At 65.1% G+C, this 23,281-nt stretch carries 20 protein-coding genes; 8 read left to right on the forward strand and 12 right to left on the reverse strand.

The genetic code is table 11. The features are described from left to right. Position 1 precedes the first annotated feature (1 nt). Positions 2–1,441, forward strand: coding sequence for a pyruvate dehydrogenase complex E1 component subunit beta (locus tag XM50_RS13765; protein WP_046410300.1), 1,440 nt, complete (start codon positions 2–4; stop codon positions 1,439–1,441). A gap of 40 nt (positions 1,442–1,481) precedes the next feature. On the opposite strand, the gene XM50_RS13770 is transcribed toward XM50_RS13765, so the two are convergent. The 3 genes from XM50_RS13770 to XM50_RS13780 are packed head-to-tail and all read right to left on the reverse strand — an operon-like array spanning position 1,482 to position 4,605. Continuing rightward, positions 1,482–2,132, reverse strand: a complete 651-nt coding sequence (locus XM50_RS13770) for a TadE/TadG family type IV pilus assembly protein (protein WP_046410301.1) — start codon at positions 2,130–2,132, stop codon at positions 1,482–1,484. Beyond that, the gene (locus tag XM50_RS13775) at positions 2,129–2,710 is read right to left on the reverse strand and encodes a TadE/TadG family type IV pilus assembly protein (protein WP_046410303.1); all 582 of its coding nucleotides are present in this window, start codon (positions 2,708–2,710) and stop codon (positions 2,129–2,131) included. Before XM50_RS13775 ends, XM50_RS13770 begins: the two co-directional genes overlap by 4 nt. After that, positions 2,707–4,605, reverse strand: coding sequence for a TadE/TadG family type IV pilus assembly protein (locus XM50_RS13780; RefSeq protein ID WP_046410305.1), 1,899 nt, complete (start codon positions 4,603–4,605; stop codon positions 2,707–2,709). Before XM50_RS13780 ends, XM50_RS13775 begins: the two co-directional genes overlap by 4 nt. Positions 4,606–4,683: 78 nt before the next feature. Here XM50_RS13780 and XM50_RS13785 point away from each other — a divergent pair, with 78 nt between their 5' ends. Both XM50_RS13785 and XM50_RS13790 read left to right on the forward strand, forming a co-directional pair. Next, a complete protein-coding gene (locus XM50_RS13785) occupies positions 4,684–5,346 on the forward strand; it encodes a hypothetical protein (protein ID WP_046410307.1) in 663 nt (220 codons plus the stop codon). 91 nt (positions 5,347–5,437) lie between these two features. Continuing rightward, the gene (locus XM50_RS13790; protein WP_331386570.1) at positions 5,438–5,878 is read left to right on the forward strand and encodes an EF-hand domain-containing protein; all 441 of its coding nucleotides are present in this window, start codon (positions 5,438–5,440) and stop codon (positions 5,876–5,878) included. Here XM50_RS13790 and trmFO read toward each other — a convergent pair. Beyond that, positions 5,875–7,185, reverse strand: coding sequence for a methylenetetrahydrofolate--tRNA-(uracil(54)-C(5))-methyltransferase (FADH(2)-oxidizing) TrmFO (gene trmFO, locus XM50_RS13795; RefSeq protein ID WP_046410310.1), 1,311 nt, complete (start codon positions 7,183–7,185; stop codon positions 5,875–5,877). The two genes, XM50_RS13790 and trmFO, sit on opposite strands and share 4 nt — an antisense overlap. A 56-nt stretch (positions 7,186–7,241) precedes the next feature. Beyond that, the gene (locus XM50_RS13800) at positions 7,242–8,486 is read right to left on the reverse strand and encodes a TetR/AcrR family transcriptional regulator (protein WP_046410312.1); all 1,245 of its coding nucleotides are present in this window, start codon (positions 8,484–8,486) and stop codon (positions 7,242–7,244) included. 154 nt (positions 8,487–8,640) lie between these two features. Between XM50_RS13800 and XM50_RS13805 the strand changes: the two genes are divergently transcribed. From XM50_RS13805 to XM50_RS13825, 5 genes are all read left to right on the forward strand, one after another. Next, entirely contained in the window at positions 8,641–9,957 is a 1,317-nt protein-coding gene (locus XM50_RS13805; protein WP_046410313.1) for an acyl-CoA dehydrogenase family protein, read from the forward strand. Between the two features lie 102 nt (positions 9,958–10,059). After that, positions 10,060–11,148: a Zn-dependent alcohol dehydrogenase gene (locus XM50_RS13810; RefSeq protein ID WP_046410315.1), complete on the forward strand. Its 1,089-nt coding sequence runs from the start codon at positions 10,060–10,062 to the stop codon at positions 11,146–11,148. Next, positions 11,145–12,215, forward strand: coding sequence for a phosphotransferase family protein (locus XM50_RS13815; RefSeq protein ID WP_046410316.1), 1,071 nt, complete (start codon positions 11,145–11,147; stop codon positions 12,213–12,215). The genes XM50_RS13810 and XM50_RS13815 overlap by 4 nt, the downstream gene beginning before the upstream one ends. A gap of 30 nt (positions 12,216–12,245) precedes the next feature. Further along, positions 12,246–13,010 (forward strand): SDR family NAD(P)-dependent oxidoreductase, encoded by a 765-nt coding sequence (locus XM50_RS13820; RefSeq protein ID WP_046410318.1) that lies wholly within the window; start codon positions 12,246–12,248, stop codon positions 13,008–13,010. Between the two features lie 44 nt (positions 13,011–13,054). Next, positions 13,055–13,849 carry an SDR family NAD(P)-dependent oxidoreductase gene (locus XM50_RS13825; RefSeq protein ID WP_046410319.1) on the forward strand — a complete coding sequence of 265 codons (795 nt, stop codon included), beginning with the start codon at positions 13,055–13,057 and terminating at the stop codon, positions 13,847–13,849. Positions 13,850–13,927: 78 nt separating this feature from the next. Here the strand turns inward: XM50_RS13825 and XM50_RS13830 are convergent, their stop codons facing one another. The 7 genes from XM50_RS13830 to XM50_RS13860 all read right to left on the reverse strand — a co-directional run bounded on the left by XM50_RS13830 (position 13,928) and on the right by XM50_RS13860 (position 23,223). After that, complete coding sequence (locus XM50_RS13830; RefSeq protein WP_046410321.1) at positions 13,928–15,772, reverse strand: DUF885 domain-containing protein; 1,845 nt, start codon at positions 15,770–15,772, stop codon at positions 13,928–13,930. A gap of 81 nt (positions 15,773–15,853) precedes the next feature. Continuing rightward, positions 15,854–16,783: an acyl-CoA thioesterase gene (locus tag XM50_RS13835; protein WP_046410322.1), complete on the reverse strand. Its 930-nt coding sequence runs from the start codon at positions 16,781–16,783 to the stop codon at positions 15,854–15,856. A 134-nt stretch (positions 16,784–16,917) separates the two neighbouring features. Then, complete coding sequence (locus tag XM50_RS13840) at positions 16,918–18,045, reverse strand: acyl-CoA dehydrogenase family protein (protein ID WP_046410323.1); 1,128 nt, start codon at positions 18,043–18,045, stop codon at positions 16,918–16,920. Positions 18,046–18,182: 137 nt separating this feature from the next. Next, entirely contained in the window at positions 18,183–19,367 is a 1,185-nt protein-coding gene (locus XM50_RS13845) for an acyl-CoA dehydrogenase family protein (protein WP_046410324.1), read from the reverse strand. Further along, positions 19,364–19,768: a VOC family protein gene (locus XM50_RS19230; protein WP_052742579.1), complete on the reverse strand. Its 405-nt coding sequence runs from the start codon at positions 19,766–19,768 to the stop codon at positions 19,364–19,366. The genes XM50_RS13845 and XM50_RS19230 overlap by 4 nt, the downstream gene beginning before the upstream one ends. Further along, a complete protein-coding gene (locus tag XM50_RS13855; RefSeq protein ID WP_046411682.1) occupies positions 19,768–21,087 on the reverse strand; it encodes an amidase family protein in 1,320 nt (439 codons plus the stop codon). Before XM50_RS13855 ends, XM50_RS19230 begins: the two co-directional genes overlap by 1 nt. A gap of 105 nt (positions 21,088–21,192) precedes the next feature. Continuing rightward, positions 21,193–23,223 carry a 3-hydroxyacyl-CoA dehydrogenase NAD-binding domain-containing protein gene (locus XM50_RS13860; RefSeq protein WP_046410325.1) on the reverse strand — a complete coding sequence of 677 codons (2,031 nt, stop codon included), beginning with the start codon at positions 23,221–23,223 and terminating at the stop codon, positions 21,193–21,195. Between the last annotated feature and the right edge of the window lie 58 nt (positions 23,224–23,281).

Genomic DNA, 23,281 nt, shown 5'->3' on the forward strand with positions numbered 1-23,281 from the left:
GATGGCGATCGACATCAAGATGCCGGCACTCTCCCCCACCATGGAGGAGGGCACGCTCGCCAGGTGGCTCGTCAAGGAAGGCGACACGGTGAAATCCGGCGACATCATGGCCGAGATCGAGACCGACAAGGCGACGATGGAGTTCGAGGCGGTCGATGAAGGCGTCGTGGCCAAGATCCTGGTCGCCGAGGGCACCGACAATGTGAAGGTCGGCACGGTGATCATGCAGCTGGAAGGCGAGGGCGCCGAGGCAGCCCCCGCGGGCACCAGCGACCCCGCTGCGACCAAGGAAGACACGGCCGCGCCCGAAGCGAAGGCGGACGAGACGAAGGCCGACAAGGTCGAGGATTCGGCGCATCCGGCACAGGAGAAGGTCGACACCGGCACGCGCCAGATGTTCGAGGCGGCGAAGCACAAGGCCGACGTTATCGATCCGGCGATCCCCGAAGGCACCGAAATGGTGAAGGTGACCGTTCGCGAGGCGCTGCGCGATGCGATGGCCGAGGAAATGCGCGCCGACGAGCGTGTGTTCGTGATGGGCGAGGAAGTCGCGCAATATCAGGGCGCCTACAAGGTGACGCAGGGGCTGCTCGACGAGTTCGGCGACCGCCGGGTGATTGACACGCCGATCACCGAATATGGCTTTGCCGGCGTCGGCACGGGCGCGGCGATGGGCGGCCTGCGCCCGATCGTCGAGTTTATGACGTTCAACTTCGCGATGCAGGCAATCGACCATATTGTGAACTCTGCCGCGAAGACGAACTACATGTCCGGCGGCCAGATGCGCTGCCCGATCGTGTTCCGCGGTCCGAACGGCGCGGCGAGCCGCGTGGGCGCCCAGCACTCGCAGAACTATGGGCCATGGTATGCCAGCGTGCCCGGCCTGATCGTGATTGCGCCATATGATGCGGCGGATGCGAAGGGCCTGCTGAAAGCGGCGATCCGTAGCCAGGATCCGGTCGTGTTCCTCGAGAACGAGCTGCTTTATGGCCGCACGTTCGAGGTGCCTAAGCTCGACGATTGGGTGCTGCCGATCGGCAAGGCCCGCGTCATGCGCGAAGGCAAGGACGTGACGATCGTGAGCTATTCGATCGGCGTCGGCCTTGCACTGGAAGCGGCGGAGAAGCTGGCCGGTGAGGGGATCGATGCGGAAGTGATCGATCTTCGTACGCTGCGGCCGCTCGACAAGGAAACGGTACTCAAGAGCCTCGCCAAGACCAACCGCATGGTCGTGGCCGAGGAGGGCTGGCCGACCTGCTCGATCGCCAGCGAGATCATCGCGATCTGCATGGAGGAAGGCTTCGACGACCTCGACGCTCCCATCGTCCGCGTCTGCGACGAGGACGTGCCGCTGCCTTATGCGGCGAACCTCGAGAAGCTGGCGCTGATCTCGTCCGACAAGATCGTCGAGGGCGTGAAGAAGGTCACGTATCGCAAGTAACGGCTAAGCTCCCGTCTCGCGTTGATCGAGACGGGAGCTGCTACAACCCTGTGGGGGTGTTGCAGTTTTTCTTTGCGGGAAAGCGCTGATCAGGGGTCGGCGTCTGGAAGTCCTTGTTTCGGGCGCGGAACATGGCCATGCGCGTGAAGCTTGGTTCGAGCTTCATGAAGTTCATCGGGTAAATGCTGAAAATCGGCTGATACTCGTACGTAACTTGAACATGGAACAGGATCTCGTCGAGCGGAAGCATGCGGCTGTTTGGCAAGGTTGCGAGGCTGCTGACCAAGTTGCAGCCGAGAACCGGTGACGCGCTGGTGAAATCTCCATCAAATCGTTGCCACAGGATCCGATTTTCGATGATGCCATTGTTGTCGTAGTCTGTGCCTTTTACGGCGGTGATGACGACCCGGCCGTGGCGACGAAGGTTGAATGGCTGCGCGGTCAGATCAATCGCGCTGAAGAGGTCGTAGATCTGCGCTTCGGTCGCGCCAACCACGCCCGTTCCGCTCTGGGCCACCAGGTCCGCCGTCATCGATGCGAGACGTTGCACACGATTATTGGCGAGGGCGTAATTGCCAAGCTCGAAGCCGCTGAGGATCATGGCAAGGAGCAATGGGGCGAAAAGCGCAAATTCGAGCAGCGCGACACCGCGAACGTCCTGGGGCAGCGATGCACGGGATCGGCGTTTCACAGCGTTTTCCTTACAACAGCCTCGTTGCGCACAATGGTGGTTGCGACGAGCGTGGCTTCGGGTGAGACGCCGAACCATGAGGTCATCGTTCCAAACAGTCGCAACTTCGGAAATGCGGCCGTATAGGAAACAACGTCGCCGGGACCGCCGAGCTTACCCGGGATCGGGATTGCCGGGTCCCATTTACCGTTACCGTTCCGGTCGATGAAGTCTTCGCCCTTGTCGTAGACCCCGTTTCCATTTTGATCGGTGAAGTTTTCTGGCGTAGATGTTGAGAAGTCCTTGTACACCGTCGTCACGATGGTGATGTTCTTGCCAGGAGCGGTCGGGAAGTCGCTCATTGCGTTAGAGATGCTTGCCCGAATGGCGGCTTCTCTCAGGTCCTGGCTACTTTCCATCGACGCGGTCGCCGCTCGCGCTGCTTCGACGACTGCTCCTTCAAGGGCCGCGCGAGCGAACATCGTATGGCCGATTTCAATCGTTCCGCAGATCATCGCCAGCATCACCGGCGATATCAGGGCGAACTCAACCACGGTGACGCCGGTGACGTCTCTGATCAGGTGAGAAAAGGACTTCATTTCGTGAGATGCAAGTCAACGAGTTCGGTGGCGACGTCGTCAAACGCCGATTTCAGCGATGCGGTGTCAGACGTCCGATAGACCCGGCCCGGCGCGCAGCGCTCGAACATTGCCAAGGTATTGGTGTCCGTGGTCGTCAGTGCGATGATATATACTTTTGGCGGGTTTTTCTCAGCCTGTAGCGAGGCGCACGTCTTTGAGAAGCGCCGCTCGGACTGGGTTCTGAAAGCGCCACCATTCTGGGTGGTCGTCAGCGGATTGTCGGCGTAATTCCCGTAAAATGTGAATGTGCGATCAGTGTAGCCATTTTGGCTCTCCCCGAGCGCAGTTTCGCCGTCGGTCATGAATACTAGGGCGCGCTTCGCTTCTTCCGACGTCGGGTTGCTACGTGGAAACACGTCATCTCTGACAAGCAGGCGATAGCCCCAGAGAAGTCCGGCATGGTGCAGCGTCCCGTTGGCCGGGTAGATCGCGCCATTCTTCCGCTCAATGACGTTGTCGATCCAATATGACTTTGGCTTGCCGTAGGCGATCGGCTCAGCTTCCTCCGGGCATTGCCAGTTGGGACTGGGCGGGTCCGTCATGTTCTGCGAGCCGCTGCTCGTACTGCCACCCTTCGGGTTTACCGAATATGTGGTCGCAGCCTTCCATGCCGCAAAGTTGGGAATGCGATCATAATTGATCCTGAACGGCGTTCCGCGCGACGTCGCAAAGTTCCAGCTGTCGGTTTGAGGGTTGTAGAAACCTCCATCGACCCGAGTGATGACATCGTTGGAGACGCTCGATGCGCTGTCGTTCAGCCCGATATAGTAGCGATAAAAAGCTTCGCGGTACGGCGAGCTCGCCATGCTTGCCTGGTTCAGGCCGCCGTTCGCCAAGGTTTGATCCAGCTGGTACAAATTGTAGCCTGGCTCGACGTTCGAGATTTTGTAAAATCCACTATTTGGGTTTGCCATGACAGCGGACGAAGCGGAGTTGCCGGATGTCTGGGGAACCCAGAATGGCGGAATGAAATAGGGCGTGATTGGTGGGTGCCCCCCTTCACCGGGCAATGACCGCACGACATCCCAAGCGCCGGGCTCGGGCTGTGAATAGGTTGCATTCATGTTGCGCACGGTGTCGTCGGCCAGGACGCAGCCCTTCCATGCAAGCCGATTGCCTGGCCAAGAACCGCCCGCCTGCGTGGCGGAGTCGTTGAACCCAGCCAGCTGTCTGACAGACGAGGACCGCCACTTCGTGAGCAAATGCCCGACGTTCACGGTGATGTCGTACATGACGAAACCGAGTGCCAGTTCCTGACGGGTGCCAGCGCCCTGGTAGAGAATGTCGACAAAGCTTTTGGCCGCATCCTTTGTTGCTGTCATGCGGGTCTTGACGACGCCATTGGCGTCGCGGGGCAGGTTCGCCTTCATTGAGCCGGTGTTGTCGAGGACAACCATGACCTCCAACGGACGAGGCTGCAGCTCGGCGCGCGCGACCGTTCGTATCCGTTGCTTGTCGAATCCAAGCACCCGCATGAACGTCATTGGCAAGTCGGCTTCGGCCTCTACCGTCGTGACGTGGATGTTGTTCTTCGTCGAGAACGTCGGTGTGAGAACCAGGCTCTGCGAGTGCATATATCCCTGTGGGAAGTTCCCGTAGAAATATGCCTCGACCTGCTTCGTCCGATCCTTTGCGGATTTATCGGTCACCGCAAAGGCGCGCGCGCCGGCCAGCGCGGCAGCGTCGACCCCGGCCTGCATTTGGCTGCGCACCATGTATATACGGGCCGTATCGATGCCCGTGCCGATGGCGCCGATTGCCGGGATCGTGAATGCGGCGAGGATCGGAAGGGCCGCCCCATGCCTGTCGTCGGCCAGTCGTCGCAGGAACGTTCTGAGACCCTTGCTTCTCACTCGATTCTCTTCCCATCAGAGAGTAGTGTCGCGGAAAATCGCCTTGCCCGAGAACCCGCTAAGCCCGGCTCAAACGATATGGTTAACGCCGCAGAATACCTCGGGATTGATCCCACCGGCGGACATCCCGAACGCGCGCTCGCACTTGGCTACGCGCCGGCGGTCACTGCGCCTGGAGTGGCGGCCGTTTTCGCACTGGATCAGACGCTTGCACGGCTGACGCTTGGCACGCGGGACCCGATGGTTGCGCAACTGCGGCTGACATGGTGGCGCGAGGCGCTGTGTGCGTTGGAGAACCCGCCAGTGCCGTCGCAACCGATCCTGCAGACGCTGGCGGCGGCGAGGGCGGACGGTGAGCGCCTGGCCCTCGCGGAAGATGGATGGGAGCGGTTGCTCGGCCCGTTCGACCAGGACGAGCTTCTGGCGTTCGCGGCGGAGCGGAGCGTTATCTTTGCCGAGGCGGCGCGGCTGGCCGGCGCGGCCGATGACGTTGAAGCCGCCGGCTCCGGCTGGTCGCTTGCTGACCTGGCGCAGACCACCGCCGACCGCGACCTTGCCGATCGTGCCGCGCTGTTGGCGATGCCGTTGCTAAGGCAGGCTGCGACACAAAGATGGAGCCCGGCCGGCCGCTTCCTGGGCGCGCTGGTGCATGTCGCGGCGGCTGACCTCGATCGACAACGAGAGCCAGGTTCGCCATCGCGCGTGGTGCGCCTTGCCTGGCACCGGCTGACCGGACGATAGGCTTGCAGGCGTCGCTTCTTCCGCTAGCATCATGGTTAACGGGGGGCGGAAAATGTGGCGATATCTTGCAGGGGGCGTCGCGGCGCTGCTGATGGTGGCGGCAGGCTGGATGCTGTTTTCGAGCCGTGCCGGGACCGAGCCGGTCCTGCCGGCGATGCCGCAGAATACGCCAGCGCCACCACCTGCCGTTGAAGCCGGCGGGGAAGCCGGCGGGGCCGATGTCCCGGAAGCCACTCCCCAAACGCGGGAGGAGAAGCGCTTCGGCCGCTATGACAAGGATCGTGACGGCGGCATCACCAACGCCGAATATCTGGCGTTACGTCGCAAGGCTTTCGCGAAACTCGATACGAACGGTGACGGGCGCCTGTCGTTCGAGGAATGGAGCACCAGGACTGCGGCAAAATTCACCGCGGCCGACAAGGATCGATCAGGCGTGCTCGACCCAGCCGAATTTGCCACGACGGCGGTGAAGCGGAAGGGCAAGCCGCGGTGTTCCTGCCCTCCCGCCCGAAATGCTGATGAGGACGATTAAGCCGCGAGCCAGGTCGAAAGAGCCGCGCGCGCGCGGTCGGTGTACATGCGCTTGCGATCGGCCTTCTTGGTCCGCCCTTCAATCGGCGGAAATAGGCCGAAGTTGACGTTCATCGGCTGATACGTCTCTGCCACCGCGGCGCCGGTGATGTGGCCGAGAAGCGCGCCAAGCGCGGTTTCAGGCGGGGGTTGCAGCATCTTCTTGCCGGCAAGCTCGGCCGCAGCAAAGCGGCCGGCGAGCAGCCCGATCGCCGCGCTTTCGACATATCCTTCGCAGCCGGTGATCTGACCGGCGAAGCGGATGTTGGGACGCGATTTCAGGCGCAGTTCCGAATCGAGGAGTTCGGGCGAGCGCAGGAAGGTGTTGCGGTGAAGCCCGCCGAGCCGGGCGAACTCCGCATTTTCGAGGCCGGGAATGGTGCGAAACAGACGCACCTGTTCGGCGTGCTTCAGCTTCGTCTGGAAGCCGACGATGTTCCACAGCGTGCCCGCAGCGTTGTCCTGCCGGAGCTGGACGCAGGCATAGGGCCAGCGGCCCGTGCGCGGATCGTCGAGACCGACGCCCTTCATCGGGCCGAAGCGCAGCGTCTGGGGGCCGCGCTCCGCCATGACCTCGATCGGCATGCAGCCTTCGAAATAGGGGACGTTCTCCCACTCGCGATATTCGGTCTTCTCGCCGGCGATCAGGGCGGCGACGAAGGCGTCATATTGCTCGCGGTCGAGCGGGCAGTTGATGTAGTCGGTGCCATCGCCCTTGTTCCAGCGCGACTGGAACCAGGCAACATCCATGTTGATGCTGTCGCGGTGCACGATCGGGGCGATCGCATCGAAGAAGGCGAGGGCGTCCTTGCCTGTCTCGCTCGCGATCGACTCCGAAAGGCTTGCTGCCGTGAGCGGGCCGGTGGCGATGATTGCCGGGCCGTCGGGCAAGGTGTCGACGCGTGCGCGCACGATCTCGATCCGTGGATGTGACGCCAGCCGTTCGGTGACGCCCGCCGAGAATCCGTCACGATCAACCGCCAGTGCGGATCCGGCTGGCACGCGATGCCGATCGCCCTCAGCCAGGATCACCGAGCCGAGCGTGCGCATCTCCTCATGGATCAGCCCCACGGCGTTGCTGGTCGCATCGTCCGACCGGAAGCTGTTCGAGCACACCAGTTCGGCGAGGTGATCGGTATGATGGGCGGGCGTGTTGTCGCCGCTGCCGCGCATTTCGGACAGCCGAACGGAAAAACCCGCCTCTGCGAGCTGCCAGGCAGCCTCGGATCCGGCGAGGCCGCCGCCGATGACGTGAATATCGTATGTCATGCGGCGCCGATTAGGCGCTCGGGCGCCCAAATGGAATGCGGCGCGGTGCCTGTGTCTTAACTCTCCACCGCGCGGTCGTCGAACATGCCGAAGGCGAGCGTTGATGCGTAGAGGGCGATCGCGCGCTCACTGGGCATCGACCAGGCCCATTTGCGCATGTCGAAGGCGGCGTTGAGGAAGGCCATGACGAGCTGGCTGGCGACAAGCGGATCCACCGCGCGGATCGTCCCTTCGGCGATACCGTCCGAGATCGTGCCGGCGAAGCGCCGCGCGATGCGGTTCGATCGTTCGACCATCGCCTGCCGCACACTGCCGGGCAGACCGCTGAGCGCGGTGGTGCGAAGCAGCGGGCCGAGCTCCGAGAATTGCACGCCCAGCAGGGTCGCGAACATCGCCGACAGCCGGTCCCAGTGGGTGCCGCCCTGTTCATCGGCCAGACGCTGCGTCGCGGAGATCGTATCGAAGCTGCGCTTGTAGCAGGCGATCACCAGATCGTCCTTCGCGTCGAGGTGGTGGTAGAAGCTGCCTTTCGTGACGTTGAGCTCGCTGGCGATCCGCTGAACCGAGGCGCCGCGATAGCCCAGTTCGTTGATCAGGCGCGTGGCGGCGAGGAGAAAGGCCTCGCGTCCCTCTGCCGGGTCGTGCGGCAAGGTGACCGGGCGGGGCGCCCAGCGCGCGCCGGCGCCGGCGAGGCCGTGACGGAACACGTCCATCACCCGCGCCTCGACCCGATCGAGCTGATCCATATCATAACGGGGCAGCCAGACCGGCAACCAGAAGGTGTTTTCCATCAAAACGTGCGCGCGCGCACCGTTCAGGTCGGTCTGCGCGCGGGTTTCCGCCGGTCCCCACAGGTTGCGCGCGCGGCGAAACACCTCCCGCCATCCGCTGAGTAACCGGCTGCGCACGGGATCTTCCATGGCGCGAAGGTCGGAGAGGCCGGCAATCTGGCGTTCCTCGCCGCGCTGCACCCGCGACAGGCGTGCCATGTTCAGCGCGAGATAGCGTTCGACCCGCGCCTGTGGCGTCGGGGCCTCCATCGCAGCGTCCAGCATCACCAGCAGGTAATCGAGCGTATGCTCGAACGCCGCGGCCGCCAGGTCTTCCTTGCGTTTGAAATAGTAGGTGACGCTGGTGGTGTTGAGGCCGACACGCCGGGCCACGTCCGCAAAGGTCATGCCCTTTGCGCTTTGTTCATTGATTGCGTCGGCTGCGGCGGCAAGGATGGCTTCGCGCTTCGCCCGAAAGCGCCGCGTGCCGATCTCCTCCCCGTCGCCGCTCGGTTCCACCTGAGCTTGCATCGGATGATCGTAGCAGCGATTTTTCGAAGAAATAGTCCCTTTTATCACCTTCGTGTTTCCACGAACCGCATGGGCGGCGCGCGCTAAATCAGGCGCTTTACCGAAGATGCGGTACGCTCTACAGCCGCATCAAACAGCGAAGCGGAGGGATGCGATGGACTTCACCTTGACCGAGCGCGAGACCTATTTCCGGGATCGCGTGAAGGCCTTCATCGACGCCGAGATCGCGCCGCGGCAGGCCGAATACCACGAGCAGGCGCACACTGGCGATCGCTGGAAGGTGATCCCCGTCATCGAAGAGGTGAAAGCGAAGGCCAAGGCGGCCGGGCTGTGGAACTTCTTCATGCCGCCGCACTCGGGGCAGACGCATGTCGATGAGACGTTCGAGTTCGAAGGGACTCAGCTCACCAACCTCGAATATGCGCTGTGCGCCGAGGAAATGGGCAGGATCGGCTGGGCGAGCGAAGTGTTCAACTGCTCCGCGCCGGACACGGGCAACATGGAAGTGCTGCACCGTTACGGCACGCTGGAGCAGAAGGAGAAGTGGCTGCGCCCGCTGATGAACGGCGAGATCCGCTCCGTCTTCCTGATGACCGAGCCGGCCGTGGCCTCGTCCGACGCGACGAACATCGAGACGCGGATCGAGCGTGACGGCGACGAGTACGTCATCAACGGCGTGAAATGGTGGTCGTCGGGCGTGGGCGATCCGCGCTGCAAGATCGGCATCCTGATGGGCAAGACGAGCTTCGAGGGCTCGCGCCACCAGCAGCAGAGCCAAATCCTGGTGCCGATGGATACGCCGGGCATCAAGATCGAGCGGATGCTGTCGGTCTATGGCTATGACCATGCGCCGCACGGCCATGGCGAAGTGAGCTTCACCAACGTCCGCGTGCCGGTCGAGAACGTCATCCTCGGCGAGGGCCGCGGCTTCGAGATCGCGCAGGGCCGGCTTGGGCCGGGTCGCATCCATCACTGCATGCGCACGATCGGGGTCGCCGAAGTCGCGCTGGAGAAGATGGCGAAGCGCCTCCTCAGCCGTGTCGCCTTCGGCAAGCGGATTTCCGATCACTCGGTATGGGAGCAGCGCGTGGCGCAGGCCCGGATCGAGATCGAGATGACGCGACTGCTGTGCCTGAAGGCCGCGCAGACGATGGACGCGGCGGGCAACAAAGCTGCCAGCCAGGAAATCGCGATGATCAAGGTGTTCGCGCCCAACATGGCGCTGCGCATCCTCGACGATGCGGTGCAGGCGCATGGCGGCGGCGGCGTGGCGGAGGACTATGGCCTTGCCCACGCTTGGGCCTCCCAGCGGACGCTTCGCCTCGCCGACGGGCCGGACGAGGTCCATGCCCGCGCCATCGCGCGCAACGAATTCGGCAAATACGGCGACTGGAAGGCGGAGATCGCGAATGACCGCGCCGCGCCGCGCAGTGCCGAGATTTCGAGTGGTGACATCGGCGTTTCGCGCTGAGCCTTTCGTCGCCCGACCTGCCTCAGATCCCGCTGCCGGCAAGACCAGCAACGGGGCTGGGGGCCGGGTGACGAGCATTCGTCAGAATAATGGAGAGAGACCGTGAAAGCCGCTGTCATCTTTGAAACCAAGGCGCCGCTCCAGATCGAGGACGTCGTCGTATCCAAGCCCGGCCCGCATGAGGTGCTGATCCGCACTGTGGCGTGCGGCGTCTGCCGTTCCGACCTTCATTTCGTCGACGGCGCCTATCCGCATCCGCTGCCGGCAATCCCGGGGCACGAAGCCGCCGGCATCGTCGAGGCCGTGGGTGACGAAGTCCGCACGGTGAAGGTTGGCGACGCCGTCGTCACTTGCCTCAGCGCCTTCTGCGGCCATTGCGAGTTCTGCATCACCGGGCGCATGTTCCTGTGCGTCAGCGCGGAAACCCGCCGGTCGCCGACGGCGGAGCCGCGGTTGCGGCTGGCGAATGGCGGCAACGTGAACCAGATGCTGAACCTGTCGGCCTATGCCGAGCAGATGCTGGTGCACGAGCATGCCTGCGTCGCGATTGACCCGGAAATGCCGCTTGATCGCGCCGCGCTGATCGGCTGCGCGGTGACGACGGGCGCGGGCGCGGTGTTCAACACCACGGACGTGACGCCGGGCGAGACGGTGTGCGTCGTGGGCTGCGGCGGCATTGGCCTTGCCGCGGTCAACGCCGCCAAGATTGCCGGTGCGGGCAAGATCATCGCGCTTGATCCGGTGCCGGAGAAGCGCGCTGTGGCCGAGAAGCTGGGCGCGACCCACACGTTCGACCCGTTGGCCGACGGCGTCGTCGGCGAAGTGGTGGAACTAACCAAGGGCGGCGTTCACCACGCGATCGAGGCGGTCGGCCGGCGAGAATCAGCGCAGACGACCGTCGACGTCCTTCGCCGCGGCGGCACCGCGACGATCCTGGGCATGATGCCGCTGGATTCGAAGGTCGGCCTCTCCGCGATGGAGCTGCTGTCGGGCAAGAAGCTGCAGGGCGGCATCATGGGGTCGAACCGCTTCCCGGTGGACATCCCGCGCCTCGTCGATTTCTACATGCGCGGCATGCTCGACCTCGACACGATCATCGCAGAGCGCCTGCCGCTCAACCGGATCAACGACGCGTTCGATGAGCTCCGCAAGGGCGATGCGACCCGCAGCGTGATCGTGTTCGATCAATGAGCACGGCGGTGGCGGAAGATACCGGTCTCCAGGCGGAGATCAGCGAGCGCGATCGGCTCGACACCGATCGCCTCACCACTTGGATGGAAGCGCATGTTCCGGACTTCGCGGGTCCGCTGACCTATGCGAAGTTCGCCGGCGGGCAATCGAACCCGACGTACAAGCTGATGACGCCGGGGCGCAATTACGTGCTTCGCCGCAAGCCAATGGGCGAGCTGTTGCCGTCTGCGCACCAGGTGGATCGCGAATATCGCGTGATGGCTGCGCTTCACCCGACGGGCTTTCCGGTGCCGCGGCAATATGGCCTGTGCGAGGACGACAACGTCATCGGTTCCGCCTTCTACGTCATGGAGATGGTGGACGGCCGGACGATCTGGGACGGCTCCTTCCCGGGCATGAATGCCGATACGCGGCGTGCGCATTACAACGCGATGATCGATACGCTGGCGGCGCTCCACAACGTCGACCTGAAGGCGACGGGGCTCGAGGATTTCGGGCGAGCGGGCAATTACTTCGAGCGCCAGGTGAGCCGCTGGACGAAGCAGTACCGCGGCGCCGAGACCGAGCATATGCCGGCGATGGAGCGGCTGATCGAGTGGCTGCCACGCACCATCCCGGAGCAGACGCGCACCACGATCGTCCATGGGGATTATCGCTGCGACAACATGAAGTTCGCGCCGGGTCTCGAACCGCGCGTCGCGGCGGTGCTCGACTGGGAGCTCTGCACGACGGGCGATCCGCTTGCTGACCTCAGCTATTTCCTGATCAGCTGGGTGACCGAGCCGGAGGGCCGTTCGGGCGTGATGGGGCTGACCGGGCCGGAGACCGGGATTCCGACGGTCGAGGAAGTCGTCGCGCGCTATTGCGAAAAGACCGGGCGCGATGGCGTTCCCGATCTCAACTGGCTGCTGGCGTTCAACCTGTTCCGCCTCGCCTCGATCGTCCAGGGCATCCGCAAGCGCTTCCTGATCGGCACGGCGTCCAGCGCCAATGCCGAGGCGACCAGCGCGCGTGTGCCGATGCTGGCCGATGCGGCCTGGTCCTTCGCCGTCAAGGCGGGCGCGTAACCCGCGCCTTCTACAAGAAGAGAAGTAGCTATGAGTTTGTTCGATCTGACCGGCAAGGTCGTCGTGATTACCGGGTCGTCGCGCGGCATCGGCAAGGCCAGCGCGATCGCCTGCGCTGAGCAGGGCGCGAAGGTCGTGATCTCCAGCCGCAAGCAGGATGCGTCGCAAGCCGTCGCGGACGAGATCAACGCCCGCTTCGGTGAAGGCACAGCGATCGCAGTGGCCGCCAACATCTCGGAAAAGGCGGCGCTGCAGACCCTCGTCGATGAGAGTCGCCGCGCATTTGGCCGCATCGATTGCCTGGTCTGCAACGCAGCCTCCAACCCATATTACGGGCCGCAGGAAGGGATTGCGGACGAGCAGTTCCGCAAGATCCTCGACAACAACATCCTCTCCAACCACTGGCTGATCACGATGGTGGCGCCTGAGATGAAGGAGCGGGGAGAAGGTTCGATCGTGATCGTTTCGTCGATCGGGGGCCTGCGCGGGTCGACCGTCATTGGCGCATACTGCATCTCCAAGGCAGCGGACATGCAGCTCGCCCGCAACCTTGCCCATGAATATGGCAAGCACGGTATCCGGGTGAATTGCATCGCGCCGGGATTGATCAAGACCGACTTCGCCAAGGCGCTGTGGGAAGACGAAGCCGCCGTCGCCGAACGGAACCGGACCACGCCGCTGCGCCGCATCGGGGAGCCCGAGGAGATTGCTGGTGCGGTTGTGTACCTCGCGTCCAAGGCGAGCGGCTTCATGACCGGGCAGACGATGGTCATCGACGGCGGCGTGACGATCTGAGGATCACGCGAGCAGCGTAGCGCAGGGTTTGAGCGGAGGTTGAAGTGAGGTTCACGGGCAAGTCGATCATTGTCACGGGTGCAGGTTCGGGCATCGGCCGCGCGGCGGCGACGCTGTTTGCGGCAGAGGGCGGCCAGGTCGTCGTTGCGGACAAGGTGGGGGCTGAGGCGACGGCTGCCGCGATCCGGGAGGCCGGTCATACGGCCCAGGCGATCGAGATGGATGCCGGTAACGAAGAGGATGTGCTGCGCACCATCGCGCTCGCCTGCGACAGCTTCGGCGGGCTCGATATCATGTTCGCCAATGCCGGCATCTCAGGCGGGATGGCGAACATCTTCAATACCGACGTCAGCCTGTTTAGCGAGGTGCTGCGCGTCAACCTGATCGGACCGTTCCTGGCGATCAAGCATGGCGCCCCCCGCATTGCCGAGCGGGGAGGCGGTGCGATTATCCTGACGGCGAGCGTGGCCGGTATTCGCTCGGGCGCGGGGTCGCCGGCATATTCCGCGTCCAAGGCCGGCGTCATCAACCTCGCGCAGGTTTCGGCACAGCAGCTGTCGGGATCCAACGTTCGCGTCAACGCGATCTGCCCCGGCCTGACCGAGACCGGCATGACGCAATCGGTGTTCGATTATGCGCGTGAGGCAGGCAAGATCGATCGCGTGGGCCGCCTCAATCCGCTGCGACGCGGCGCGCAGCCGGAGGAACTGGCCAAGGTGGCGCTGTTCCTTGCCTCGGATGATGCAAGCTATGTCAACGGACAGGCGGTGGCGGTGGATGGTGGGCTGTCGTCCAGCCATCCGGTTACCAAGCAGGAATATGGGCGCACCAGCGCCTGAATGGTCACTACCCAGCGTCTCAGGAGGCGGTTGACCTACGTCTCCGGAGACGCTGCGGACCGGCAAACTGCTGATCGATCAGGCCGGTATGGTCTCACACCAGCGGTCGACCACTTTGCCGAGTACGCCGAGCGGCATCCCGCCGGCCTGAATCACCGCATCGTTGAAGCCACGTACGTCGAAGCGCGAGCCGAGCTTCTGCCTCGCGGCGTCGCGCAGGCGGTTGATTTCATTGTGGCCGGTCTTGTAGCCCAGCGCCTGACCCGGCCACACGCAATAACGGTTGATCTCTGACCGCGCCCGGCTCTCGGTATAGCCGGTCGCCGCCATCAGCCAGCGTACCGCCTGATCGACTGACCAGCGTTTGTGATGCAGGCCGGTGTCGACCACCAGGCGCGCGGCACGGAAGTTCATCGACTGCAGATAGCCGATCCGACCGAGGGGATCGTCGTCATAATAGCCAAGCTCCGCCCCGATCTGCTCCGCATACAGGCCCCAGCCTTCGGAATAGGCGTTGAAGGCGAGCAGCGTTCGGATCAGCGGCAGGTCGAAGGTATATTCGCCCTGCCAGATGTGCCCCGGGATGCCTTCGTGGAAGGTGAGCGTGGCAAGTTCGAAGCGCGGCCAATTCGCGGTATCGCGCAGGTTGATGTAGTAGATGCCGGGCGTCGAGCCATCCAGCGCGCCGGGGCCGGCGTAGCCGTTGGGCGCGCCATTCTCGATCGCCGGTGGCACCCGCTTGATGATCAGATTGCCGCGGACGAGCTTGCCGAAGGCCTGCGGCAGACGCGGGCGGAGGCGGTCGACGACAGTGTTGAGATAGGCGAGAAGCTCGGCACGGCCCGCGTCGTTGTTCGCGAACCGGAGGTCCGGGCGGTTGCCGAGCGCGGCGAGCCGCTCCCCGGGGGTGCCCTGGGTTAGCCCCTGTGCGCGGAGCAACGGGTCCAGCTCGGCAGCGTAGGCGCGGCACTGCTCTAGGCCGGATTCATGGATCTCGTCCGGCGTGCGCTTCGTCGTAGTGGCGGCCTCGGCGAGCCATGCGTAGCGATCCTCCGCGTCGGGCATCCGCCACATGCCGCCATCCTCCGGTGCGCGCGCACGCAGGGAAGCCAGCGTGTCGGCCTGCTGTACGAGGGCGGGCGCGATCCGGCGGTCGACGATGGCGGTGGCGCGGGTGGTCCAGTCGCCGGTCAGGCCCGCCTTGGCGACCTTGTCGGCGAAGGTGCGGATCATCCCCTGTTCGGCCGCAGGCTGCGCGGCGCCGGCGCGCAATTGCGCGGCCGTAATGTCGTTGAAGGGGGCCGGCAGCAGAACGTTCTGGCCCGCATCGGCCTGTATCCGGCGCGTTTCGGCCTCGAGCTGACCGGCATAGGCCTCCAGCCGCGCAAGGTATGCCTCGGCATCCGTGCGACTTGCGACCTGATGCTTGTTCTCGAGCAAATCCGGCGTGTCGACGAACGCGCCATTGCCCTGAGTCACCACATAGGGAGTCGAACGATAGTTGTTGTTCGACAGAAAGGCCATGTCGCCGACTGGCATCCGCTGCCAGCCGTCGAGCGCGATCTCATGCGCCGCGATCACGGTTTCGACATGGGTTGCGACGGCCGGCGTCAGGGCGCTGCGATCGATCCGCTGCAGGCGGGCGAGCCGCTGTGCGGCGTCGCTGCGGCGCGCGGCTTCCGCATCGGCGCTGCGATCAGTGAGCCTGGCCTTCAGCGCCAGCCGCTTGCCCTGGTCGAGCCCGAGATACGCCGCGCCGTCGGGATAGGCGGTGAGAAGTGCGTCGGCCTGCTGATCGAGCAGCGCGAGGGCGGCCGCGTCAGCGCCCGCCTCCGGGGCCTGCGCGAGCGCCGGGGGGACGAGGGCGGTGCTCGCGGCAAGCGCGGCGGTGCCGGTGAGAAAATCGCGGCGATCGATGGTCATGGATGGATCCTGGAGGACAGGAGGGTGTGCCCCTCAACCAGCATGCGGGCGGGAGCAGAAGCAGGAAGCGGCCATCGGCCGCTATTCGGCGCGGGGCGTGCGCTGGCGGATCAGCCCTTCCTGCGCCACCGTTGCGACGAGGCGGCCATCCTGGGTGAAGACCTGCCCGCGGTTCATGCCGCGCGCGTGGCCAGCCCAGGGGCTGTCGGTGGCGTAGAGCAGCCATTCGTCGGCGCGAAAATCCTCGTGCAGCCAGATCGAGTGATCGAGACTGGCGCTCTGGAACCCGGGGGTCGTCCAGTTGACGCCGTGCGGCAGCATGCAGGTGCCGAGCAGCGCCATATCCGACGCATAGGACAGCACCGCTCGGTGCATCGCGGGATCATCCCCGATTGGCGCGATGACCCGGAACCAACTGTGCTGGATCGGTTCGCTGGGGGTGGGATTGAACCATTTGCGCGGAAACACCGGCCGCATCTCGATCGGGCGCGGGCGGGTGACCATGCGCCGCTGCTTTTCGGGGAGGTGCACGGCGTCGCGGGCGCGAAGCTCCGCCTCGGTCGGCAACGATTCCGGCGGCGGCACGTCGGGCATCGCATCCTGATGATGGAAGCCTTCCTCCGGCACCTGAAGCGAGCAGGCAAGGTTGAGGATCGGGGCGCCACGCTGCATCGCGATGACGCGACGGGTGGCGAAGCTGCGACCTTCGAAGTCGCGCACGACGCGGTAGACGATAGGGAAATTTTCGTCGCCCGGCCGCATGAAATAGGCGTGGAGCGAATGGGCGATCTTGGGCGCATCGGTCGAGCGCTGCGCGGCCTGGAGCGCCTGCGCTATTACCTGACCACCGAAGACGCGGCCCACGCCGCCCTTGGACCGGCGGCCACGGTAGAGATCGGTATCGATCTCCTCGACGTCGAGCAGGTCGACGAGATCGGCGGCGAGCGATTCAGGCGTAGGAGTGGGCCGGGTATCGGTAGGGGGAGGCGTGCTGTCGGAGGTGTCGCTCATCTATTCCAATCCCTGGGCCTGAAACGACAGGGCCAAGGACGGTCGCGCCACGTGGAAGTGCCACCATGCGTCGCCGATTGCCTTGCCCCCCGGATGTCGTTCCCCTCCCTCCTGCTGGAAGGAGGGGAAAAGCGTCAATAGCCGGCCGCGCGCGCGAGGCGATCGGCGTGGAAGTTCGCGTCGCCGAACAGTTCGGCCAGGACGCGCTGGCGCTTCATGTAGAAGCCGATGTCATATTCATCGGTCATGCCGATGCCGCCGTGCATCTGAATGCCCTCCTGCACGCTGAGCATCGTGGCGAGGCCGGTCATCGCCTTGGCGACCGAGACGGCAGCGTCCGCCTTCTCATCACCGGCGTCGAGCAGCTGCTGTGCCTTCAGCACGGCGGCGCGGGCCACTTCCATCTCGCTGTAGAGATGCGATGCGCGGTGCTGCAGCGCCTGGAAGCTGCCGATCAGCACGCCGAACTGCTTGCGCTCCTTGAGGTAGTTCACCGTCATGTCCATCGCGCCAGCGCCGACACCGAGCATTTCGGCAGCGGCAGCCGCACGGCCCGCGCGCAGCAGGCGATCGAGCGGCGTGCGGCCGGCGTCAACCTCGCCGATCACGGCGTCGGCATCGACCTCGACACCGTCGAACTCGATCCGCGCGGCGAGGCTGGCGTCGGTCAGACGCTCGGCCTTGGCGGTCATGCCGGCGGCATCCTTGGGCACGGCGAACAGCGTGACGCCGTCCTGATCATCGGCCGAGCCGGCGGTGCGCGCGGCGACGATCACCACGTCAGCAACATGGCCGTGGTGGACGAACTGCTTGGCGCCGGTGAGCTTGAAGCCGTTGCCGGCGCGCTCCGCCTTCATGGCAACCGAGGAGCGGTGCTTGGCGCCTTCGTCGATCGCGAGTGCGGCAACGGTCTCACCGGCGAGGATGCCGGGGAACCAGCGATCGGCGTGCGGCGTGCCCTTCATCGCCTCGACCGCGGCGACGGCGGTCTGCAGGAAGGGCGAGGGCGACAGGTTGCGACCGATTTCTTCGAGCACGACGCCCGCCTCGACATGGCCGAGGCCAAGGCCGCCCTGTGCCTCGTCGATGAGGATGCCGGTGAAGCCCATGTCGGCGAACTGCTTCCACAAGTCGCGCGAGAAGCCGGTCTGGTCATTGTCGTCGCGCAGCTTGCGCATGTGGCTGACGGGGGCGGAATCGGCCACGAAATCGCGCGCGGTGTCGCGCAGCATGGTCTGATCTTCGTTCAGGAAAAGAGGCATCGTTCGTCCCTATTACGCCCCGGCGCGCATGAGCGCCGGAGGAGGTGGGAAGCGGCGGCAGGCCCGTGGCCGCGCCACCCGCTTCCCGTAGATGGTCTGGCGAGCGCGCCCTTCCCGCGAGGGGAAGGGCGACCCGATCACGCGCCCGGCAGCTCCAGGATGCGCTTCGAGATGATGTTGAGCTGCACCTCGCTGGTGCCGCCCTCGATCGAGTTCGCCTTGGTGCGCAGCCAGTCGCGTGCCGGCGCACCGCCGCGCGACCGCTCGCTTTCCCATTCCAGATTGTCCGAGCCGCCCGAGGCCATCAGCAGTTCGTGGCGCGCCTTGTTCAGCTCCGTGCCGTAATATTTCATCATCGACGGCTGGGCGGGGTGCGCGCGACCGGCCTTTAGCTCGTCAATGAAGCGTTCGGACTGGGCGGCGAACGCCTTGGAGCGGACCTCGAACTCGGCGATCTTGGCGCGCAGCAGCGGATCAGCGAGGCGACCGTCATGATCGAGGCCGATGGTGGCGATCGCGCCCTCGATCAGCGGGTTCCTGCCACCGCCGCCGAGGCCCATGTTCGAGATCATCTCACGCTCATGGCCGAGCAGGTATTTCGCGACGTCCCAGCCCTTGTTGAGCTCTCCGACGAGGTTCTCCTTCGGCACCTTCACATTGTCGAAGAAGGTTTCGCAGAAGGGCGAATAGCCGCTGATCAAGAGGATCGGCTTGGTCGAGACGCCGGGCGTCTGCATGTCGAACAGGACGAAGCTGATGCCCTTGTGCTTGTTCGTCTTGTCGGTGCGCACGAGGCAGAAGATCCAGTCCGCGTAATTCGCGTAGCTGGTCCAGATCTTCTGGCCGTTGATGAGGAAGTGATCGCCCTTGTCCTCCGCCGAGGTGGCGAGGCTGGCGAGGTCGGACCCGGCGTTCGGCTCCGAATAGCCCTGGCACCAGCGGATCTCGCCGCGCGCGATCTTGGGCAGATGCTCCTTCTTCTGCTCCTCGGTGCCGTATTTCAGCAGCGCCGGCCCGAGCATCGAAATGCCGAAGGAGGACAGCGGGTTGCGCGCACGGATGCGGGCCATTTCCTCGCGCAGGATCTTGGTTTCGGCCGCCGAGAGGCCGCCGCCGCCATATTCCTTGGGCCAATCGGGCACGGTCCAGCCCTTGGCGCCCATGGCGTCCATCCATTGCTTCTGCGCCGGGGTCATGGCGCTTTGGTCGCGGCCACCCCAGACGCTGTCTTTCTCGCTGCGGATCGGCTCGCGCATCTCGGGCGGGCAATTCGCCTCGAGCCACGCGCGCGTCTCGGCGCGGAACTGATCAAGATCGGTCATTCGCTTGCTCCTTCGCGGGTCTTCTCGCGCAGATATTGGATGAGTTCGATGGTGTGGCCTTCCGGATCATCGAGGAAGGCGATGCGCATGCCGGGGAGATCCTCCGGCGGGCGAACGGCAGTGGCACCGGCGGCGATCGCGCGATCCCAGGCGGCCTGGATGTCGCGGGTCGACAGGCCGAGCGGCCCGTGATTGTCCCCGCGCACCAGCGCGCGGCCGTCGGTGTGATGATAGAGGACGAGGGTGAAGGGATCGTCCGGGAGGCCGATCAGCACCTCTTCCATCCCCGGAAGCGCGATGCGATTGCGCTCCGTGAAGCCGAACGCTTGCGCGTAGAAGGCGAGCGCGCGCGGCAGATCCTGCACGACGAACTTGGTGAAGAGGATGCGGCCGACGGTCATTATGCGGCCCCCGCCGCATCGTGGATGTCGCGCGCCGCGGCGATGGCGGTACGGTCGGCGTAGAGGTCCGCGATCACCTGGACGCCGATCGGCAGCCCGTCCGCATCCTCGCCGATCGGCACGCTGGTGGCGGGCAGCATCGGGAATGTGGCGAGGCCGGGGAAGACGAACTGGTGGAAGAATTGCGTGTCCTCGCCGTCGATCGTGAGGCGGCGGGTAGCGAGCGGCGTCGGATCATGCGGGAAGGCCGTCATGCCCACGGTGGGCGCGATCACCGCATCATAGCTTTCGAACAGGCGGCGCCACTGGCGCTGGTTGCGGGCCTGTTCGTCATGGAGGTGGAGCCAGGGTTCGAGCTCGGGCGCGGCCTGCCCCTCGGGACGCGGGGCGCGGCGCGACATGGCGATGTTGAGCATCTGCCAATAGCCGGCGTGCTGGCGTTCGAGATCGGGGAGGAGGTCGCTGCTGGTGTCGACGGTGGCGCCGCTTTCCCGCAGCGCCTCCGCCACTCGTTCGAGCGCGTCGACGATCGACCACTGCACCTTTGCCATCGGATGGTTGGGGAGGAGCAGGAAGCGCCATGTGTCACCGTGGCGGCGGGCAGGGGCGAGCGGGTGATCGGCGACGATGCCGAGCGCGGTCTCGAGATCGTCGGCATCGCGCGCCATCGGGCCGAGCACCGACAGTACGGTGCGCGCGCCGTCCGTGCCGGGCATGTAATGGCCCTCGGTCGGGATGACGCCCCAGGTGGTCTTGTGGCCCCACACGCCGTTGAAGGCGGCCGGCACGCGGATCGAGCCGCCGATGTCGGAGCCGAATTCGAGCGGGACCATGCCCGCCGCGAGCGCGACGGCCGACCCGCCGGAGGAGCCACCCGCGACCCGAGCCGGGTTCACGGCATTGTTGGTGCGGCCATAAACGGGATTGTCGGACTGTAGATCCGACAGGGCGGGGGGCACGTTGGTCTTGCCCAGGATGATCGCGCCGGCCGCCTTCAGCCGGCGGACGGTGACGGCGTCTTCGGCGGCGGTGAAATCGCGATGCTCGGCAAAGCCGAAGGTCGTCGGCAGGCCGGCGACGTCATAGCTTTCCTTGATCGTCATCGGCACGCCGAGGAGCGGGCCGTCGAAGCCTTGCGCGATGCGCGCGTCGAGCTCGGCCGCGGCGGCGCGGGCGCGATCGAAGTCACGCACCACGACGGCGTTGAGCGCGCCGTCGCGTTCCTCGATGCGGGCGATCGCCGCCTCGGTTTCGGCCAGCGCCGTGGTGGCGCCGGAGCGGACCGCGGCGGCGGTTTGCAAAGCGGTGCGTTCAGTCATCGGCCCGTGCTCCTGTGCCCGCCTGCCCGGCACGCGTGGCAACGCCGACCCCGGAAGGGGAGCGGCGGCACCACGGCGCGACGGGCAGGGCGGGGCACGTTTCGGTCACTTCAGCGCAGCGCCCGTCTCGGCTGCGGTCTTGAGGCTCTCGGCGACCTTGAAGCCATGCTTTTCAAGGCCTTCGACGATCTTCTTCAGGCCGACTTCATTCTGCGCCCAGAACATCGGGCCGCCGCGATAGACCGGCCAGCCATAGCCCATGATCCAGACCACATCCACGTCGCTCGCGCGCTGCGCCTTGCCCTCTTCGAGGATCAGCGCGCCTTCGTTGACCATCGTGTAGAGCGTGCGCTCGACGATCTCCTGATCGGTGATCTCGCGCTTGGGCAGGTTCGACTTGGCGCGGAACTCCTCGATGATCTCGAGCGCGCGCGGGCTGGGCGTGGCGTTACGCTTCTCGTCGTAATCGTAATAGCCGGCGCCCTTCTTCTGGCCCCAGCGACCCTCGGCGGCGAGCGCGTCGCGGATGCTTTCGATCCGGCTCGGATCGCGATGCCAGCCGATGTCGACGCCGGCGAGATCGGCCATCTGGAACGGGCCCATCGGCATGCCGAATTCGACATGGACCTTGTCGATCTGCTGCGGCGTCGCGCCTTCCATGAGGAGCTTGTTCGCCTCGATCTGACGCGGGCTGAGCATGCGGTTGCCGATGAAGCCGTGGCAGACGCCGGCGACGACGGCGACCTTCTTGATTTTCTTGGCCAGCGCCATGACGGTGGCGAGCACGTCCTTCGCCGTCTTTTCGCCGCGCACCACTTCGAGCAGGCGCATGACGTTGGCCGGCGAGAAGAAGTGCATGCCGACGACGTCTTCCGGACGCTTCGTCACCGCGGCGATCTCGTCGACGTTGAGGTAGCTGGTGTTGGTGGCGAGGATCGCGCCCGGCTTGGCGATGGCGTCGAGCTTGGTGAACAGCTCCTTCTTGACGTCCATATTCTCATACACCGCCTCGATAATGAGATCGCAGTCGGCGAGATCCTCGAGCTTCAGCGTCGGGGTTAGGAGCCCCATCGCCTTTTCGGGCGCATCGGGCTTGATCCGGCCCTTGGCAGCCGACGCCTCGTAATTCTTGCGCATCACGCCGGTGCCGCGGTCGAGCGCTTCCTGCTGCATCTCGACGATGGTGACCGGGATGCCGGCCGACAGGAAGTTCATCGAAATGCCGCCGCCCATCGTGCCGGCGCCGATCACGCCGACCTTGTTGATCGGGCGAAGCGGGGTCTTGGGATCGACGTCGTCGATCTTGGCGGCCTGACGCTCGGCGAAGAACAGGTGGCGCTGGGCGGCGGACTGGGTGCCGGTCATCAGCTTCATGAACTGTTCGCGCTCGAACTTCATGCCCTCATCGAAGGGAAGCTCGCTGGCGGCGACGACGCAGGCGATGTTGGCGGCCGGCGCATCGAAGCCGCGCATGCGGCGGCCGTGCTTCTTCTTGAATTCCTCGACCGCTTCGGGATCGGGGGCGACCGTCTTGTCGCGGACGCGCGGGATCGGTTTCTTGTCGGCGATCTCGCGGGCGAAGGCGATCGCGTCCGCTTCCAGCGAGTCCTCACCGACGACGCGGTCGACCAGGCCGACCTCGGCAGCATTCTTGGCCGGGATCGGATCGCCGATCGCGACCATCTCAAGCGCGGCCTTCACGCCGACGATGCGCGGCAGGCGCTGCGTGCCGCCCGCGCCGGGGAGCAGCCCGAGCTTCACCTCAGGAAGGCCCATCACCGCCGAGGGGACGGCCACGCGATAGTGGCAGGCGAGCGCGACTTCGCAGCCGCCGCCGAGCGCAGTGCCGTGGATCGCGGCGACGATCGGCTTCTCGCTCGAATCCATCATGTCGATGACTTCGTGGAGCGACGCGCCCTTGGGCGGCTTGCCGAATTCGGTGATGTCGGCGCCGGCGAAGAAGGTCTTGCCGTCGCAGCGGATCACCATCGCCTTGACCGCGGGATCGTTGATCCCCTGGCTGACACCCTCCTTCAGCCCGTCGCGCACACCGGCGCCGAGCGCATTCACGGGCGGCGAATCGGAGATGATGACGAGAACGTCGTCGTGGCGTTCGAAGCGGACGGGCGAGGTCATTGTGCGTTGGTCTCCAAAAACAGGATGGTCGTTCGGCCGGCGGACCGGCCGGAAGGGT

The sequence above is a fragment of the Sphingomonas sp. Ag1 genome, from assembly GCF_000980895.1.
Lineage (GTDB): Bacteria > Pseudomonadota > Alphaproteobacteria > Sphingomonadales > Sphingomonadaceae > Sphingomonas > Sphingomonas panaciterrae.